Genomic DNA, 16,925 nt, shown 5'->3' with positions numbered 1-16,925 from the left:
TACATTAGAGTTGTGGTTTTTCAAAAAGGCTTAGGAGGAATATAGGATGCGTATTTTCGTAACAGGAGCAACAGGATATATTGGTTCCGCTGTCGTTCATGAACTTATCCAAGCTGGTCATCAGGTGGTCGGCTTAACTCGCTCAGATCGTGGTGCTGCAAAATTAGAGCAAGCAGGGGCCCATGTGCATGTCGGGTCGCTTGACGACCTCGAGAGCCTGCGCAGTGGAGCAGCCGCTGCAGACGGCGTCATTCACCTGGCGTTTGAGCATAACTTCGCGGATTTCGCTGGTGCGCTTAGGACCGATCTTCGTGCCATCGAAACGATGGGCGAAGCGCTGAAAGGCTCAGGCAAGCCTTTCGTGATAACGGCTCACGCCAATGGCGAAGCGTCAGAGAATGCCGCGATTGCGTTCGGGCAGCAAGGCGTGCGCACATCGATCGTTTCGCTAGCACCAACCGTACACGACGAAGGTGATAAGGGATTTGTGCCGAGATTGATCCAAATCGCGCGGGAAAAAGGTGTGTCCGCTTATATCGGCGACGGAACTAATCGCTGGCCGGCTGTACATCGTTTAGATGCAGCGTCTTTGTTCCGCTTGGCGCTGGAGTCAGCCCCGGCAGGATCACGCCTGGACGGTGTGGACGATGAAGGCGTACCATTTCGCGACATCGCAGGTGTCATTGGTAAGCAACTCAACCTGCCAGTGGTGAGTATTTCACGTGAAGACGCGAATGCGCACTTCGGCTTCCTGGGCACTCTTGCGGCACTCGATATCCCTAGGTCGAGCGTAGATACACAGGCTCTTCTAGAGTGGCGTCCAGTCCAAGTCTCGCTTATGCAGGACCTTGAGCAGGGACACTATTTTACAGTGTGATCGGACAGTTACAGGTCTCCTTGGTGAAGACTCAGGAAAATCACGAAGAAGGCCAACCGAAGAAGACCTATTCGATCGCGGCAGGCCTTGATTACCCGGGGAAAGGACGTCCAATTGGGCGTCCTTTCCTCGTTTCTCGGGTTATCGAAGGCCGAGTGGATCACAGGGGCAATGGACGCTTTTTTCTATACGATTAATAAGGTTTGACATGAGCACCCATGCTTCACATATTTATCGATTATGACGAATTGTTTGGCTGGATTAAGATTTCATCATCTTCCCAAAACGATGCCATTTTGTAATAAGCCCCTTCCCGATAAGATGAAAATAACGACGGAGAAGGGGGGAGTGGAACGGCTGACGACCGAGTTAAGCGAAACGGGTATAACTAGCGCAGGTGCGACCAAGCAAGTGATTTGCCAATAGGAGAGGAGACGATTGACAATGAGAAACCCTTTTTCACTCCGAATGTCCAAGCTTACAGCAACGATGATGACGGCTATTCTGCTTTCCGCCTGCTTCAATTTTTCTTCAGCCGTACAGGCAACATCCACCTACGACACGGCCGTACTGGCTGATAACCCCGTTGGATATTGGCCCTTATCCTCCGCGGTAACGTCGGATCAATCGGGGAACGGTATGAACGGTACGTTCACCGGAAGCCCGACCGACACGACGATGCCGAATGGGGATGCAGCCCCGGTATTCAATGGAACGAATCAATACTTTACGATCCCTGACAACGATTATCTGGAGGTTACGCGCACAGGCATCTTGACCGTCGAAGCTTGGATGCGGCCGGATACGCTGCAATTTACGAACTATGAGAGCAGCGGCTATGTGCATTGGATGGGCAAAGGGACGTCTGGACAGCATTCTTGGGTGGCTAGAATGTACAATCAGACCAACACCGAAAACCGTCCAAACCGCATCAGCGGGTATTCGTTTAATTTAAGCGGCGGCCTTGGGGCAGGTTCCTACTTCCAGGATACGTTGACCGCAGGTCAATGGATTCACTACACCTTGGTGATTAATACCGTAAATACGAGCTCCACATACACAACGGGTTACACCAAGGTATTTAAAAACGGTGTCCTGCGCGACCAAGACAAACTGTCTGACTACAGCATCGTACCCGGAAACGGCACGGCTCCGATGCGGATCGCCACGCGAGATTTCGCATCGTACTTCCAAGGTGCGATCGGCAAAGTTGCCGTGTACGATTATGAGCTGACGCCTACCCAGCTGGCTGCGCATTACAGCTCGATGACCAACTAAGCTACATAGCAGCTTAGAAAGTGAAAAGGACGATCCTCCGAAGCGATTCGGTCAGGGTCGTCCTTTTTTTAGTTCATACGAGCGCGTCTGAACTCGCTCGGCGTAATGCCAGTATGCTTTTTAAACATGCGGTTGAAGGAAGCAATCGTGTAATAGCCGACAAGCGTTGAGACGTCCTGAATTTTGAGATCCGTCTTCTCCAGTAGCTCCATTGCTTTATTCATACGCACCGTATTGACGTAATCGCTGAAATTAATCTCGGTCTTTTCCTTAAAATAGGTCGATAAATAAGCACCTGTAATGTTGAGCTTATCCGCTAACAAGTCTAGCGATAGATCGCTGCCGAAATGCTCATTAACGTAGTTCGTTACGAAACTGGTAATGTGGTCGGTCGCTTCTTTCTTCTGACGAATATCGGAGGCGGACTGTGTCAGGATTTCCTTGAAAAACTGCTGGAATTGTTCAAGTGTGCGGCAATTCCTGAGAATATCCGCCGGGCTCCTCTTATCATCCAGCAAGGAGATCGGATTATGGCTGGAATAGAGCGTTTTAATAATCAGGTTGACGATTTCCTTGGCAAGGTCATGGATTTGCGCGTAGGAAGCGCCTCGTTTGACGGCGAGCTCTAACGTTTTTGTAACGATAGGAATGGTGATCGCGTGGTTACCGGAATTCAAATTAGCCGTAAATTCTTTCATATTAGCCGGTGAGAACCAGAGATCTGGGGGGAGAATCTCTTTGTCGCGAATAATTTGAACACCTTCCCCAAGCTTCCGTTGTTTAGCTAACAGCAGCGTGTTCTCAAAAGCTTCGTTGAAAATAAACGCATTGTCATGGACAGGACTCACGGCAATGGTGACGGAGCAATAGGAAGCATCCAGCTCAAATATTTTTTTAATATCAAGCAGTAGATTGTCTAATACGGAAAGCTCGGAATCGTTTGTAAAAATAATCGTCAGAATTTGATCCTTCTCAATTTGAAAGGTCAAGGCATCTTTGTAGGCCTGAATAAACTGCGATTGAACGAATTCCTTAATGTAATACGAGGCGCGATTAGGATCCATGTCCATGGCGGCTAACTGGTTATCGATATACATGAGCTGGTAGAGAACGATGACATAGGGTTTGTCGGAATCAATGGATATTTTCGCGTCCTCAATATCGGTGTGAATCATTTTCACCTTATTTAAGTAGGCGTAGTGCTTGAGCAGGGAATTCTTGCTCAGTAAGTCCCGGTTAATCGTTTCATTGGTCAGAAATAAATCATGCAGCTTCTGGCTAATGACATTGAACTCGCGAATGGGACTGACAAAGGGAGCACTTTGGTGACCTTCTATCTGTTGAATGGAACTGATGATGGTGGTGAGCGGGTTGTTAAACCGTTTGGCAAAAACAATTGAAATGCCGACTCCGATGATAATGGAAAGCAATATCAGTCCAACCATAAAAACATTCAGTTTGAAAAACTGTTCGGAAATCGTAGCAAAAGGCACGATCAGCACATAGGTGTTACCGGTCACCGCCCCTTGCTTGTAGAAATAATAATTAGTGCCTTCCAAATAGTAACCGGAGCTGCCCGTATGCGGCTTCAATTGCAGTGGATCCTTCCGACTGGATACGGCGTACGTTGTGCCCCCAGCGTCATCCAGAATGTAGAAGCCGGAATCTGCTTGAAAATGGCTGAAGGCCTCAAACATTTGATCGCTGTCTAGCAAGGCTATAATGGCGAAGCCGTCTGTTGCGGCGCTTTTGAAAAGAACGGGATTAAACTTCCCAAAGCTTCTAGTAGAGAAGCTTGTACGTTCTTGGAATTCCGCAGAAGGATACACCCGGAAGGAGAGCGAAGATTTTCCGGTTTCCGTTGACCAGAACTGCTCTGGATAGGTGGGGGACGTATAAAATTTGCTGAACATCATTTGCGCATCTCGGGACCCATCTTTATCGATAACAAAGTCGCGGTTCGGGAAGTAATAGATGATGTTATATAAAGAAAGTTGATTGTTCGCTAAGACATTTTGCAGTTCGCGTTGAACCTGACTTGAAACATAAAAGTCGAGCTTCTGCGGATTATTTTTAAGCGCTTCAGTATGGGTGTTGAAGTATAAGCTGACAAGCAGGCTTTTAATTAACGAAATGTTTTTTTCATAGCTGGCTACGGTTGTGTCGAGGTTCAGAGAACTGTTCTTAATAATTTCTTCGCGAATGCTGCTTCGAAAGAAGGTAAAAGAGGCCACATTAAAGGATACGAGCAGCAAAATGATGATAATGAAACTGATCAATAGTCGGTAGAACAAGGAACTGCTGTATCTTTTTCTAGGGACATAGGTGGTTTGCATTGTCGTCTCCTTTCGCTAGCCTGTAGTATGTGGAAATTATAGCATGGTGAAATTCATGGTGTGAGAAAAAAATTTACAATTCCTTATATGAATTTTTATGATTCTTATTATTATTCTGGATTTTCAGAAATTTGCGAATGAGTCGATAAGGAAGTGGATAGTCGATATGGTGTTTTTCCGATACGATGGGCTTGTCGATACAGAGCCTTCATAACCAAGGGGGCAACCCACATTGAGAAAAAGGAGAGATGACTATTGCGTACGCACCCATCGGCCGCCACGACACAGACATCTGTTTCGCAAGCGAATCTCCGGTCGAAAAGAAGTACCTATCTGAAGCAGTGGAAACGAGGGAAATACTTATTTCTCCTCTTCCTGCCTACCTTGCTGTTTTATTTACTTTTTAAGTACGTTCCTATGTTTGGCTTGGTCATTTCTTTAAAAAATTACAATTTGTTTAAGGGCGTCTGGGCAAGTGAATGGGTCGGATTCAAGTATTATAAGCTGTTTTGGGAAAATCCCGACTTCTTTAAGCTCATCTACAACACGTTTATGCTCGGGATTTACAGGCTAATCTTTGGCTTTCTTGCACCAATTCTATTGGCGTTGCTCCTGAATGAAGCGAGGCACGCATTCTTCAAACGATTCGTACAAACGGTCAGTTATTTGCCCCATTTTATATCTAATGTCGTGGCAGCGAGCATGGTACTCATGTTCCTTTCGCCCTCCAGTGGTATCGTCAACCACCTGATTCAAGTTTTCGGCTTTGAGCCGATTAACTTCATGGTGATGCCCGGGATGTTCCGCTCGGTCTATGTGATTTCGGAAATCTGGCAGCATGTCGGCTGGGAGACCATCATTTATCTGGCAGCTTTGACGTCGATTGATCCTCAGTTGTATGAAGCGGCAGAAATGGATGGGGCAGGCAGATGGAGGAAAATAGCGAATGTCACGCTCCCTGGCATTGCGCCGGCTATCGTCATCGTCTTCATTCTGAATGTCGGGCATGTCCTCGATATTGGTTTCGAAAAAGTGTTTCTGCTCTATAATCCTGCCATCTATGAAACGGCCGATATTATTAGCACTTATGTGTACCGGACAGGGATCGGTCAGGGCAATTACAGCTATGCGACAGCCATTGATTTCTTTACAGGGATCGTCAGTTTAGTGTTCATATATTCGGCCAATTGGATCAGCCGTAGAGTCGGCGAGACCAGCTTGTGGTAGAAAGGAGGTAGGCTTGATGAAAACAAAATTTGGCGTGGCTGACCTACTGATCATCCTTATACTGTTTGGGGTTGTTGCTGCAACGCTGTACCCCTTTGTTTATATGTTGGCGGTCTCGTTCAGCGATAGTACGCACATTTTAAAAGGCGAGATTACGCTCTGGCCAAAAGGATTTAACGTGGAAATGTACAAAATCGTCTTACACGATCCGCGTATTTCCTCCGCCTATATCAATACCATTCGATATGTACTAGTCGGGACCTTGGTCTCGCTAATTATGACATCCATGGGTGCATTCGCGATCTCCAAGAAGGAGCTGCCGCATCACAAGCTGTTTACACTGCTCATTGTGTTTACGATGTTTTTCAGCGGCGGTATGATTCCAACTTTTCTGGTGGTCAAAAGCTACGGTTTGGTAGATAGCCTGTGGTCCATGGTGCTGCCTACGGCCGTCAGTACGTGGAATCTCATCGTGATGCGAACTTTTTTCTCGGCAATGCCCAAAGAGTTAGAGGAATCGGGTAAAATTGACGGATTGACCGATATCGGTATTTTCTTTCGGCTCGTGCTGCCACTTTCCAAAGCGGTGCTTGCCACTATCGGGCTTTTCTATGCCGTTGGTATCTGGAATAACTTTTATTCCGCCTTACTCTACCTGCGCAATCAAGATATGTTCCCACTGCAAGTTGTTCTACGCAATATCGTCTTGCAGGGGCAGATCAACTCAGCTAACGTATCCAGCGTAGGCGGCGATAATTTGGTCGTTGATGATGCCTTGAAATTTACAACAATCCTTGTTTCCACCGTACCGATCCTCCTTGTGTATCCGTTTCTGCAAAAATACTTCGTCAAGGGGGTGATGATCGGCTCGGTGAAAGGTTAGTTCATATTCAGTAATAACAAGGCTGTGGGTCTAAACAAATGAAAAGGGAGATGGGTTCTATGAATAAAACAGTAAAAGGGTTGTCAATGTGTTTAGCTTTGGGACTATCTATGACGGCAATCGCCGGTTGTTCAACAAGTACGAACGAGACATCGACGGCAGCGCCTTCTGCCAGTACGGGGACAACAGCTTCAGCTCCTGCGCAAGTGGTCAAACAAACCTTTAACGTGCTCAATTATTCGAATCCAAGCTGGCCTTATAATAAAGATAATATTTCCTGGAAATTAATCGAAGAGAAAACAGGCGTCTCCTTGAATGTGCAGCTGCCGTCCGGGAAGCTGGATGACGCGCTTAGCGTTACAATTGCTTCGGGCAATTTGCCGGATATGATGATGACGCAGGACAAAAAGCTGGCGGATAAGTACGGACAGCAAGGTGCGCTAGTCAATATTTTGGATTACGTAAACGAGATGCCGAATTTGAAGAAGTGGATGGAAAAGTATCCCGTCGATACGCAAAACACGATTTCATCAGATGGAAAAATGTATATGTTCCCGAATGCGGGAATCGGGGAAACGAATCGCATGATTTGGATGTATCGCGATGATGTTTTTAAGAAGCTGGGGATTTCCGAGCCAAAAACGTGGGATGAATTGTATGCAGCGCTTAAGAAAATAAAAGAAGCGTATCCGAAGAGCTATCCACTTTCATTCCGAAACGGCTTGCAACGTCTCTTGAATTTTGCTCCAGCCTTTGGCACCGGTTCGGACGTGTACTATGACTTTGACAAAAAAGAATGGCGCTATGGTCCGCTGGAAGACAACTACAAGCAAATGATTGTGTATTTAAATAAATTTTATAAAGAAGGCCTCATTCCTCCTGATTTCTTGTCGGCAGATACGAAGCTGTGGCAGGACCTCATGTCTACGGAGCGAGGGTTCGTCACCATTGATTACATCGGACGGATTGACTTCTTTAACTCGGCATTGCGCAAGGATAAACCGGAATTTAATCTGGCTTTCATGGGAGCGCCGACCGGATTTGCAGGTGCGCCTGCCAAAAATGCGTTCACGCAATATTTGGACGAAGGCTTCATGATCGCAACATCTTCGAAAAAAATCAAAGAGATTATGAAGTTCATGGATTTCTTCTACAGTGAGGAAGGCAAAACGCTGGCCAGCTGGGGGAAAGAAGGCGTCACTTATAAAACGGAGAATGGCAAGAAGCAGTTTATTGAGAAATATGCGGATGTAGCGGACATGAGAAAGAAGACGGGTATTTCTACAGACGGTACCTATGCGTGGTTCGATTATGATGCTCATCTTTCCCTGTCTTCGCCCGAGCTGCAGAAGGCTTATCAAGAAGCGCCGAAATATGATAGTCTGCAGCAGCCTCGCCCAGCATTTACAAGCGCAGAGATGGAAACCCTCTCACTTTCCGGGGATACAATTATGAAGAAACGCGATGAGAATATTTCCAAGTTCATTGTTGGTGAGCGCAGTCTGGAAGATTGGCCGAAATATGTGAGCGACATGAAAGCGCTAGGCGTTGATAAAATGGTGGACATTTACAAAAAAGCGTATGATCGTGCTTTGAAAAAATAAAATTAGAGTGAGGCTGTCTCGTAGGTGAATTTAGACCTTTGGGACAGCCTCTTTTCGTTAATCATCGATGGGCAACCCTAATTCAAATCCACTGTGGCACCCGAAATCTGAGGTGCATAACATTGTTCAAAAGGGAACGTAGATGCGCTATTTACCCGGTGTCGGGTGAAATTGACTCGAAAGGGGACCGTAGATACGCTATTCGCCTTATTTTCGTGATTTTTGGCGTAATTTTGCTATATAAGGCACTGTCGTTCCCCTTCGATGACCAATTTGTTCATTACTCCATAAATAGCGTATCCTCGTTCCCTTTTGTCAGTGTTTTCTTTTGGGACAGCCTCTTTTTTTTTGACTTTTTCGAAGTGCCGTGGCACCGAATCGTTAGCCTGTTGTGTAGAGCTTGCTTAGTTAAAAATAGTGCGCCATAGCCTCAAGCCGAGGGAGCGGAACGCCGAGCTTACGGGCTTCTGCCAGAACGTCGTTAGGGAAGTGAGCGAACGATTCGCGTGAGATATAGGCTGTGCGCTCCATTCTGTCCATGATGGCCGCGGGCACGGAGTTGCCTTTTAATAATTTGAACGCGGCATAACCGCTCAACCCCGCGGGGAGTCGCATCGCTAGCGAACTGCCTAGACCGAGTTTGCCGCCCTTGGCTGCGATCAACGGAAGCATCTCCCGCATGAGCAATATCGCATTTGCGACCTTTTTCGGAGACTGATACAGGTTGCTATAGCTGCCTTCTTTCAACGCTTGCGCTGCCATTCCTGCATTCAGGATGAAGTGGAACCAGTACCAGACGCGTATATCTTTTTGCCAGGAAAAAGAAAATCCCGCCTGTCGGAAAAGCGCCACGACACGTTGATGCCTCGTTACAGATGCCGCCGTTGCTTCGGTTTGCAAATAGATGGATTTCATAAAACCGCCTTCTAACTTATTATGGCTGCTAAACCCCCCGCCACCACCAGGGAAGCCCCATATGATCTGCTCCATTGGCAGTCCTTTAGCAAAGATAGGTAGATCTTTCCAGACATTATTGAAAAGTAGGATGGTAGCCTTTCCTACATGTGGGCCAATGACTTTCCCTACATCCTGAAACTGATTATGGTTGACGCTAAGCACGATCAGATCATAGTCATGATCAGAGGTAAGCTCCTCACGCATTCGAATCGGCCATCGTTCCTTAACAGGAACGCCTTTGAAGCTTGTGCGGCCATCCAGTATATCTAGATCGATAAAAGGACCGAATTGCTCTTTACGCCCTGGTCGGACATAAAATTCCACTTCGTGCCCCGCTTTTTCAAATGCCCATCCATACTGTGCAGAAATGACGCCGCGACCAAACATTAATATTTTCATAGGTAGGCTCCTCGAATAGTTTTTAAATTTTAATGCATGTATTTAAAAACTAATATATCTTGAGGCGTCGCAGTAAGTCAATAAGTTTTTAAATATATTCCATTAAGTTTAAAAACTTATGAATTTGTGAGATAATACATGTATCATTCTTAAAAGGGGTATCCGTGTGAACAAATATGAAATCAGAACGAATCAGAAGAAAGAGGCGATTATTCAATCGGCGCTCGAGCTTTTCCGAGAGAAAGGTTATACGAATGTCAGCATTAATGAGTTGGCAGCCACCTCGGGAGTGTCGTCTGTGTCGATTTACAACTATTTTGGAAGCAAAGAGGGATTGGTTAAGGAATGTGCCCGAATTCTATTGCGGGAAACGACAGAAGCAGTGGAACGTTTGCTGAGCGAGGGCATTGGCTTCAAAGAGAAGTTGATGCAGGCCGTGGCGCTTTGTGCCGAGATGCCGAATAAACTAATGGAGCACTATTTCTCGAAGGAAGCGATAGACGATCAGGTATTTGTCGAATTATTTAGCAAAAGCGCGGGCGAGATTCGAATGGATATACTAGGCGCATTCATTGAAAGCGGCAGGGAGGAAGGGGCGATCGATGCCTCTATTTCTACAGAGACGGTGTTGGCGTTTCTACAGGCCGTGGGTGGCATGCAGAGTCAATGGGGAACTGCTTCCGAATATAGGGCAAAAGTCGGTGAATTGTATAAGCTTATGCTATATGGACTGATCGGGCGTTGAAGGCATGGGGAGAGTGAGGTCATGTACAAATAATTTTTCTGGCATATTGTTTCATATTTTTATATAATACCACCAAATAATAGATGGGGGTGACAGGTGCGTGCAGAAACACTGGATCGAAGTAATTGAAGCACAGTTGCTTCCCAATTTACAGATTGCCAGTGAGCGGCCTTATGACCCAATCGTCGTGTATCGTGTCCCTGAGCCGTGGCAGCTAGTTGGAGCGGGTAATTATGCGGCTGTGCTGATGCATCCAAGCTATCCCGATATGGTAGTAAAGGTGTACGCACCTGGGCGGCCGGGCATTGAGGATGAGAAAGAAATATATCGACGGCTGGGCAAGCACCCAGCTTATTCCGAATGCCTGTATGCGGGTGATACGTATCTTGCACTGCGTCGATTAACTGGTGTAACGCTGTATCAAAGTTTGTTGCGCGGCATCCCGATTAAGCGTCAAGTACTGAACGATATCGATGAAGCGCTGAAGTACGCAGTTAGCCGAGGACTGACGCCGCATGATGTACATGGCAAAAATGTGATGCAAAACAACGGTCGAGGCTTGGTCGTCGACGTATCGGACTTCTTAAAAGAAGACAATTGCTCGATGTGGGACGATTTAAAGCGCGCCTACAATCGCTTCTATTTCCCATGGCTGCGCAGGATACCATTACCGGAGTTCTTGCTACACCTCGTACGGAGAGGTTACCGGAAATACCGCAGATGGGCGCGACCTTCAGGTGAGTTGCACAAGAAGGGCATGTAAAATGGTATAATTGCAGGAGCTTGCCGCGGCCAGCTCCTTTTGTATGTGTACCATTAAGATAGGAGAGATAATAGTGGGAAATACGGATAAGTTTGAAATGATAGCTAATGTGTATGACACGCCTGAAAGAATTCAAATTGCCAAGGTATCATCGGATGCTATTCGTGAATATGTCATTGACGCAAAGAGTAAGAATGCGATTGATTTCGGGTGTGGAACCGGTCTTGTCGGTATGAATTTGTTAAGCGAGTTTAACTCGGTGCTGTTTCTGGACACTTCACCAAACATGATTAACCAACTCAAGCAGAAAATGTCTGATTTACATATTCAGAATGCAGATACATTATGTTTTGATTTTGAAAAGGAAGATTTATCGGATTTGCATGCGGATTATATTTTTATGGCGCAGGTTCTACTCCATATTCCGGATGTTGAATTCGTTTTATCCAGATTATTCGATGTGCTCAATGATGGTGGACATTTGCTAATCGTGGACTTTGATAAAAACGAAAAAGTAGTTTCCGATATGGTTCATAACGGTTTCAATCAAGAAAAGCTAACTGACGTTATGACTAAGATAGGTTACAGGAATATGCAATCGAAAACGTTTTATCAGGGAAATAACATATTCATGGGACAAGATGCATCCATGTTTATTCTTGCTTCTCAAAAGTAATCGTTACAGCGCGGAGAGCATTATCTTAAATGTGACACAAACTATGATGTGAGTAAATTTTCACCAATCGTAAACGTTTATATTAAATCCATTTTTGGTATAATAATAGGAAATAGTAAGAGAAAACGAGGGATGGACATGTCGTATATCGTTGATTTTAAACATGTGTCTACGGTTGGTTTAGAGTCTTCACCTGTCGTAGAGGCGCTTGCTGGTTTACGTGCGAATGAAGCCCGATACTTTATGAACAAATATGAGCATGAATTTACGGTTGTACCCGCTAGCGAGAGTCAAGAGAACCTTGATTATGTGAACCTCATTTTGAAAGAACGTGATATTGCCTTCGCGGCCAAACCGTTAGAAACGTCGCGTTTTCAAGTGGAAAATATCCAGTTTACCTACGTCTTCTATGAGGATGGTCTTAGCGTTAATGTTATGTATACGGTTGATGATCCAAAGAAGCGGGCCGTTGGTTTTAAGCTTTCCGAGGGGATGGAAATTCCCAAGGAGTTAGAAACAAAGTTTAAGTTTGCTAGACAGAAGTCAAAACTAGCTGGAACGATTCGGGGTTCGTTTTTTGTAATTAAAGGGCAATATTAGATTTTCAACATGCATGCCAATAAAGGTAGATATTTCACAGTGCATGTGAGATATCTACCTTTATTTTGCAAAAAAGAAGGAAACGAGTCGAAAAATACAGAATGTTAATATCTGGTAGATTTATATAGGGGGAACGCATCCATGGTATACGGAAATAAGCTTTTAAAAGTGCTGCTCGGACTCTTTATCGCAGTTTCAGGATTATTCTTAGCTCAGCCACAAGTGGAGGCGGCATCTTATTCTTCCTATTGGTATCCGCAAGGAAAAGTTGGATTGATGAAGCCAACGATCGTGTTTGAATTTGTCAAAAGTGATATTACTCCAGAGTTCAAAAGTTATACGATGAAAATCGATCAAGTCAAAGTAGATGCGCAATGGGACATTGGTAGAATGATCCTGTCTTATACGCCAACGACGGATTTAAAAGCGGGAGAGCATACTGTTAATATTGTATTGGAGCTAAAAGATGATGGCTACTTGCCGCTTGAGAAGAGCTGGACATTTCGTGTAGACGAAAAAGCTGTTTCTGATCTGCCTGGGGCACCTACGGCCCAGCAATTAGAAGGCATTAAGGCAATAAATGATTATAGGGTTATGCATGGGTTGAACCCCCTTACTTTCAATAAAAACCTAACATATGCTGCAAAACTTCATGCCCAATATTTAGAAACGAACAAGGTCAGTGAATCTGGTGTATCTATGCACGAAGAAAGTAGCAAGCTCCCTGGCTATATCGGAAGTAAGCTGTATGAGCGCGGTATGTACGCGTCGTATGCGGGTAATTTCTCGGAAGATGTGTCATACAATGGAAGCTCGCTAGCAACGATTACACAAGCGATCGATGGCCTTTTCGATGCTCCGTATCACCGTACGCCGTTCTTAACGCTTGATGCCATCGAAATTGGTCTTGATAAACAAGGCGATTATACGGTTATTGAATTTGGATTAACGAATGAATGGAACTCGCGATTAGTCGTTTCTCCGGCTCCGGGTGATCCCTATGTTCCAATTGGTTTTGATGGTCATGAATCACCAGACCCGATACGAAACCATGCTGGTACCAAGTACCCTGTCGGTTATCCCATCATGGCGCAACTATCAGGAAGGTTTGTTAGAGATGTGAAATTAATAGAATCCAAGCTGACGGACAGTACAGGCAAGGAGCTTGATCTATTGCTGAATACGCCGAAAGACGATGATCATCTGCAGACCGAGGTTATGTTGATTCCGACCAAGCCACTCTCTCCAGATACCGTTTACACGGCATACGTTAAATTGTCAGTCATTGAAGATAATCAGCCCAAAATGTATGAGAAGAAGTGGAGTTTTCGTACCGAACCTATTGTGAATTTAGGGAAAAGTAAATTGCATAGTGATTCTACACAGTATTTGAAGAAAATGAGCGAACCTGCTAAGGTACAGCATGTGGTGTCTTTTGGACTAGCGGATACTAAATTCATCTTGGATGATATTAAGGTTCCGATGAAACAAAAGCCCATCATTAAAGAGGGAAGCTCCTACCTTTGGATCAGAGATTTAGCAGGAGCGCTCGGGGCATCCGTAGAATGGGACGATAAACAGAAGGCAGCGATATACACGAAACAGGGCAGAATCATTACCCTCTTTACGACCAAAAATGCTTATGCGCTAAATGGTGTGGAAGTTGCGACAGATTCTCCAGCCATTTTGGACAACGATTCTACGATTATCCCAGTGAGACTGTTATCTGAAGTGCTTGGCGCTAAGGTAGATTATGAGGACCAAACACGAACGGTTAGAATTAGTTATTAACGCAACTACCGTTACAAATCCTAGAAAACTCATACGAAAGAGATCGTTGATCGTTGACGGTCTCTTTTCTTTTGTCCTCGCTATCTCCCGAAGGGTAGGAGTGACCATTGGCATAGATAATGCTTGGATCGTGGGAGCAGGTAGATCAAAATGATAGGATAGCGGACTCATTATCCCCCTAGGACTTTGGAGACTGGCTAAATGCTTACTAACTGGTTAACATTGGAAACTATAATCCTATTACAAAATGCGAGGAGAATCGACATGGTCATAACACAACAATCCGTATGGGAGAAACGAACTGTAGATTCCCGCCTATTGAAGCTGGCCCTTTTACTTGGATTCATGGTAGCAGCGCTGGTTTGCACATTTGCCTTTTCAGGTAAAGCTTCTGCTCATGGCTACATAGAATCGCCAACTAGCCGGTCGCTGCTGTGCCAACAAGGGGCAAACAAAGCCTGCGGCGCTATTCAGTATGAACCACAAAGTGTGGAAGGCAAAGGGGGATTCCCAGCGTCAGGACCGGCGGACGGTCAGATTGCGGGAGCGGGCAAGTATTTTGAATTGGATGCCCAAACGTCCGACCGCTGGAAGAAGGTTGAGATGAAGGGTGGCGAAAATTCGTTCACTTGGAAGTTCACAGCAAATCATTTGACGAAGGAATGGAAGTACTACATAACGAAAGTTGGCTGGGATCCTAATAAGCCGCTTACCCGCGATCAACTGGAATCGAAGCCTTTCTGCACAGTTGACGGCGGCAATATGAAGCCTGATATGACAGTTACACATACATGCAATGTGCCGACAGACCGGACTGGTTATTATATCATTCTAGGTGTGTGGGAGATCGGCGACACGGGTAATGCCTTTTACCAGGCGATTGACGTGAACTTAACACAAGGCGGAACGACGACGCCAGACCCAGAGCCACCATTTGTGCTGCCAAACTTCCCAGCAAGCGCTTGGTGCTCTACACATACGGACAGCAGCATAACGTTGCAATGGACGGCTTCAACGGGCTCAGCAGGGATTAAGCAATATGAAGTTAGTCGAAACGGCAATGTAATTGGTACAACGACACAAATTGAATATACCGACAGCGGTTTGCCAGCGAACACCACGTTTACGTATACGTTGGTAGCAGTGGATAACAAGGGCAATCGTTCGGGTTCTAGCACGCCTGTATCAGCAAGCACATTGCCTGCGGTGGTAGTACCAGTGCCGGATACACAGGCGCCCACACGACCTACAGGATTAACCTCCAGTAACGTGACAGAATCGACTGCTACCCTGAATTGGGCGGCTGCCAGTGACAATATTGGGGTCACGAAATACGAGGTATATCGAGATGCCAAGTTAATTGGCACAACGGCTTTAAGAACGTATTCAGATAGTGGCTTGAACGCTTCTACTGCGTACGCCTACACGGTTATTGCCGTCGATGCGGCTAATAACCGTTCTACAGCAAGCGCTGCGCTGACCGTTACGACGAAGTCTGTCGTGGTTACGCCTGAACCGGGAACGGTCGCGGCTTGGGATAACGCCAAGATCTATTTGGCTGGTGACAAAGTCACTTTTAACGGCATTGCATATACAGCAGGCTGGTGGACAAAAGGTGAGCAGCCTGATACCTCCGATGTTTGGAAAGCTGTTGCCAAAGATGCTGCGCCAACTTGGAACAATGTGAAAGCATACAATGGAGGCGATAAAGTCGTGTATGCAGGGCATACCTACCAAGCGAAGTGGTGGACCAAAGGAGAGATCCCAGGCAAGGCTGGAGTGTGGACACTTATCAACAACGAATAGAAGCAAGAAAACCTCTATCCACATGTGGATAGAGGTTTTTCTATAGGTGTACGCCGGCTTACAACCGACAGATTGCAATAAATGCAGCTAACGCGAAGAACACAATGTTCACGCCGATTTCCCGATATTCCTTGCGTGAAATATGGAATAAGGCGCCAAGAAGAACGATTGCGGCAAGTCCAGTTGCAGCAATTGGTGTCAGAATAGGTGCAATATTCGTCACCTGAGGCAGAATAAGTCCAATTGCCCCTATTAATTCAACGATTCCGATAAAGACAACGAACGCTTTTGGAACGTCTTTTACCCAACCCCAAGAAGACTTCGCTTGTTCATACTGAAATGCCTTCAACCAGCCAGAATAGATAAAACCTATTGCTGCAAGACCTTGAATGATCCATAGTGCGATATTCATGAATGGTGTACCTCCTTATTACTTTTCGACATCTCTACAGGTATAATAAACGCAAGTATTCAATTAAGGAAGTAGGCACTAATTCTAAACAGAGTAAATAAAAAGTTACCTAACAAAGGAACGCAGGGGGTTTCTATGAAAGAGTATTGTAAATTTGAATCGGCACTGGATATTTTAGTAGGAAAATGGAAGCCTGTTATTCTACTGCAGCTTATTTCAAATGGCACCATGAGATTCAGCGAGCTTCAAAAAGCGATACCTGATATCAATAAAAAGATGCTGACCCAACAATTAAGAGAACTCGCGTATAACGATATCGTACATCGTGAGGTGTATAACCAAGTACCTCCGAAAGTCGAATATTCAATTTCCGATTACGGTAAGGGCTTAAGTAAGGTCCTACAGCCATTGAACGATTGGGGTGCAGCTCATATTGAGCATATGAATAAATTATACGGAGAAGAGCGCCAGAGTTAAATTTAAAACCTCTCTGTCTAACAGAAACAATGATAAACGAAGAGGAACTTATTGAACTAGATGGCGGCGGCTAGAAGAGGGAGAGCACAAACTT

Annotated in this window: 15 protein-coding genes; 12 read left to right on the top strand and 3 right to left on the bottom strand. The window is 45.5% G+C overall.

Going from position 1 to position 16,925, the window contains the following annotated elements; genetic code table 11:
- Window positions 1-46: 46 nt before the first annotated feature.
- Window positions 47-877 (top strand): SDR family oxidoreductase, encoded by an 831-nt coding sequence (locus tag HQN88_RS22885; RefSeq protein ID WP_173116874.1) that lies wholly within the window; start codon window positions 47-49, stop codon window positions 875-877.
- Between the two features lie 444 nt (window positions 878-1,321).
- Complete coding sequence (locus HQN88_RS22880) at window positions 1,322-2,155, top strand: LamG domain-containing protein (protein ID WP_173116872.1); 834 nt, start codon at window positions 1,322-1,324, stop codon at window positions 2,153-2,155.
- 68 nt (window positions 2,156-2,223) lie between these two features.
- Here HQN88_RS22880 and HQN88_RS22875 read toward each other — a convergent pair whose 3' ends face one another.
- Window positions 2,224-4,491, bottom strand: a complete 2,268-nt coding sequence (locus tag HQN88_RS22875; RefSeq protein WP_173116870.1) for a helix-turn-helix domain-containing protein — start codon at window positions 4,489-4,491, stop codon at window positions 2,224-2,226.
- 333 nt (window positions 4,492-4,824) lie between these two features.
- Here HQN88_RS22875 and HQN88_RS22870 point away from each other — a divergent pair, with 333 nt between their 5' ends.
- The 3 genes from HQN88_RS22870 to HQN88_RS22860 are packed head-to-tail and all read left to right on the top strand — an operon-like array spanning window position 4,825 to window position 8,205.
- The gene (locus HQN88_RS22870) at window positions 4,825-5,718 is read left to right on the top strand and encodes an ABC transporter permease (protein WP_246320412.1); all 894 of its coding nucleotides are present in this window, start codon (window positions 4,825-4,827) and stop codon (window positions 5,716-5,718) included.
- Between the two features lie 16 nt (window positions 5,719-5,734).
- Window positions 5,735-6,601, top strand: a complete 867-nt coding sequence (locus HQN88_RS22865; RefSeq protein WP_173116866.1) for a carbohydrate ABC transporter permease — start codon at window positions 5,735-5,737, stop codon at window positions 6,599-6,601.
- A 59-nt stretch (window positions 6,602-6,660) separates the two neighbouring features.
- A complete protein-coding gene (locus HQN88_RS22860; protein ID WP_173116864.1) occupies window positions 6,661-8,205 on the top strand; it encodes an extracellular solute-binding protein in 1,545 nt (514 codons plus the stop codon).
- Between the two features lie 408 nt (window positions 8,206-8,613).
- On the opposite strand, the gene HQN88_RS22855 is transcribed toward HQN88_RS22860, so the two are convergent.
- Entirely contained in the window at window positions 8,614-9,561 is a 948-nt protein-coding gene (locus tag HQN88_RS22855) for a ketopantoate reductase family protein (RefSeq protein WP_173116862.1), read from the bottom strand.
- A 166-nt stretch (window positions 9,562-9,727) separates the two neighbouring features.
- Between HQN88_RS22855 and HQN88_RS22850 the strand changes: the two genes are divergently transcribed.
- From HQN88_RS22850 to HQN88_RS22825, 6 genes are all read left to right on the top strand, one after another.
- A complete protein-coding gene (locus HQN88_RS22850) occupies window positions 9,728-10,306 on the top strand; it encodes a TetR/AcrR family transcriptional regulator (protein ID WP_173116860.1) in 579 nt (192 codons plus the stop codon).
- Window positions 10,307-10,406: 100 nt separating this feature from the next.
- Window positions 10,407-11,069 carry a serine/threonine protein kinase gene (locus tag HQN88_RS22845; RefSeq protein ID WP_274319791.1) on the top strand — a complete coding sequence of 221 codons (663 nt, stop codon included), beginning with the start codon at window positions 10,407-10,409 and terminating at the stop codon, window positions 11,067-11,069.
- Between the two features lie 73 nt (window positions 11,070-11,142).
- Window positions 11,143-11,745, top strand: coding sequence for a class I SAM-dependent methyltransferase (locus tag HQN88_RS22840; RefSeq protein WP_173116858.1), 603 nt, complete (start codon window positions 11,143-11,145; stop codon window positions 11,743-11,745).
- Window positions 11,746-11,883: 138 nt separating this feature from the next.
- Window positions 11,884-12,345, top strand: a complete 462-nt coding sequence (locus tag HQN88_RS22835; protein WP_173116856.1) for a phage tail protein — start codon at window positions 11,884-11,886, stop codon at window positions 12,343-12,345.
- Window positions 12,346-12,486: 141 nt separating this feature from the next.
- Window positions 12,487-14,136, top strand: coding sequence for a stalk domain-containing protein (locus HQN88_RS22830; protein ID WP_173116854.1), 1,650 nt, complete (start codon window positions 12,487-12,489; stop codon window positions 14,134-14,136).
- Window positions 14,137-14,400: 264 nt separating this feature from the next.
- A complete protein-coding gene (locus HQN88_RS22825; protein WP_173116852.1) occupies window positions 14,401-15,942 on the top strand; it encodes a lytic polysaccharide monooxygenase in 1,542 nt (513 codons plus the stop codon).
- 58 nt (window positions 15,943-16,000) lie between these two features.
- Here HQN88_RS22825 and HQN88_RS22820 read toward each other — a convergent pair whose 3' ends face one another.
- Complete coding sequence (locus HQN88_RS22820; RefSeq protein WP_173116850.1) at window positions 16,001-16,354, bottom strand: DoxX family protein; 354 nt, start codon at window positions 16,352-16,354, stop codon at window positions 16,001-16,003.
- Window positions 16,355-16,489: 135 nt separating this feature from the next.
- Between HQN88_RS22820 and HQN88_RS22815 the strand changes: the two genes are divergently transcribed.
- On the top strand, window positions 16,490-16,831 hold the full coding sequence (locus HQN88_RS22815; protein ID WP_173116847.1) for a winged helix-turn-helix transcriptional regulator: 342 nt from the start codon (window positions 16,490-16,492) through the stop codon (window positions 16,829-16,831).
- Window positions 16,832-16,925 lie beyond the last annotated feature (94 nt).

Origin of the sequence: Paenibacillus qinlingensis, from assembly GCF_013204845.1 — a bacterium.
Lineage (GTDB): Bacteria > Bacillota > Bacilli > Paenibacillales > NBRC-103111 > Paenibacillus_E > Paenibacillus_E qinlingensis.
This window is presented reverse-complemented; position numbering and strand designations above follow the sequence as displayed.

What these genes read in the sequence shown, in the direction of transcription:
- HQN88_RS22820 (WP_173116850.1), bottom strand. Translation starts at nt 16,354, where the DNA reads ATGAATATCGCACTATGGATCATTCAAGGTCTTGCAGCAATAGGTTTT.
- HQN88_RS22885 (WP_173116874.1), top strand. Translation starts at nt 47, where the DNA reads ATGCGTATTTTCGTAACAGGAGCAACAGGATATATTGGTTCCGCTGTC.
- HQN88_RS22835 (WP_173116856.1), top strand. Translation starts at nt 11,884, where the DNA reads ATGTCGTATATCGTTGATTTTAAACATGTGTCTACGGTTGGTTTAGAG.
- HQN88_RS22855 (WP_173116862.1), bottom strand. Translation starts at nt 9,561, where the DNA reads ATGAAAATATTAATGTTTGGTCGCGGCGTCATTTCTGCACAGTATGGA.
- HQN88_RS22880 (WP_173116872.1), top strand. Translation starts at nt 1,322, where the DNA reads ATGAGAAACCCTTTTTCACTCCGAATGTCCAAGCTTACAGCAACGATG.
- HQN88_RS22815 (WP_173116847.1), top strand. Translation starts at nt 16,490, where the DNA reads ATGAAAGAGTATTGTAAATTTGAATCGGCACTGGATATTTTAGTAGGA.
- HQN88_RS22825 (WP_173116852.1), top strand. Translation starts at nt 14,401, where the DNA reads ATGGTCATAACACAACAATCCGTATGGGAGAAACGAACTGTAGATTCC.
- HQN88_RS22860 (WP_173116864.1), top strand. Translation starts at nt 6,661, where the DNA reads ATGAATAAAACAGTAAAAGGGTTGTCAATGTGTTTAGCTTTGGGACTA.
- HQN88_RS22830 (WP_173116854.1), top strand. Translation starts at nt 12,487, where the DNA reads ATGGTATACGGAAATAAGCTTTTAAAAGTGCTGCTCGGACTCTTTATC.
- HQN88_RS22865 (WP_173116866.1), top strand. Translation starts at nt 5,735, where the DNA reads ATGAAAACAAAATTTGGCGTGGCTGACCTACTGATCATCCTTATACTG.
- HQN88_RS22875 (WP_173116870.1), bottom strand. Translation starts at nt 4,491, where the DNA reads ATGCAAACCACCTATGTCCCTAGAAAAAGATACAGCAGTTCCTTGTTC.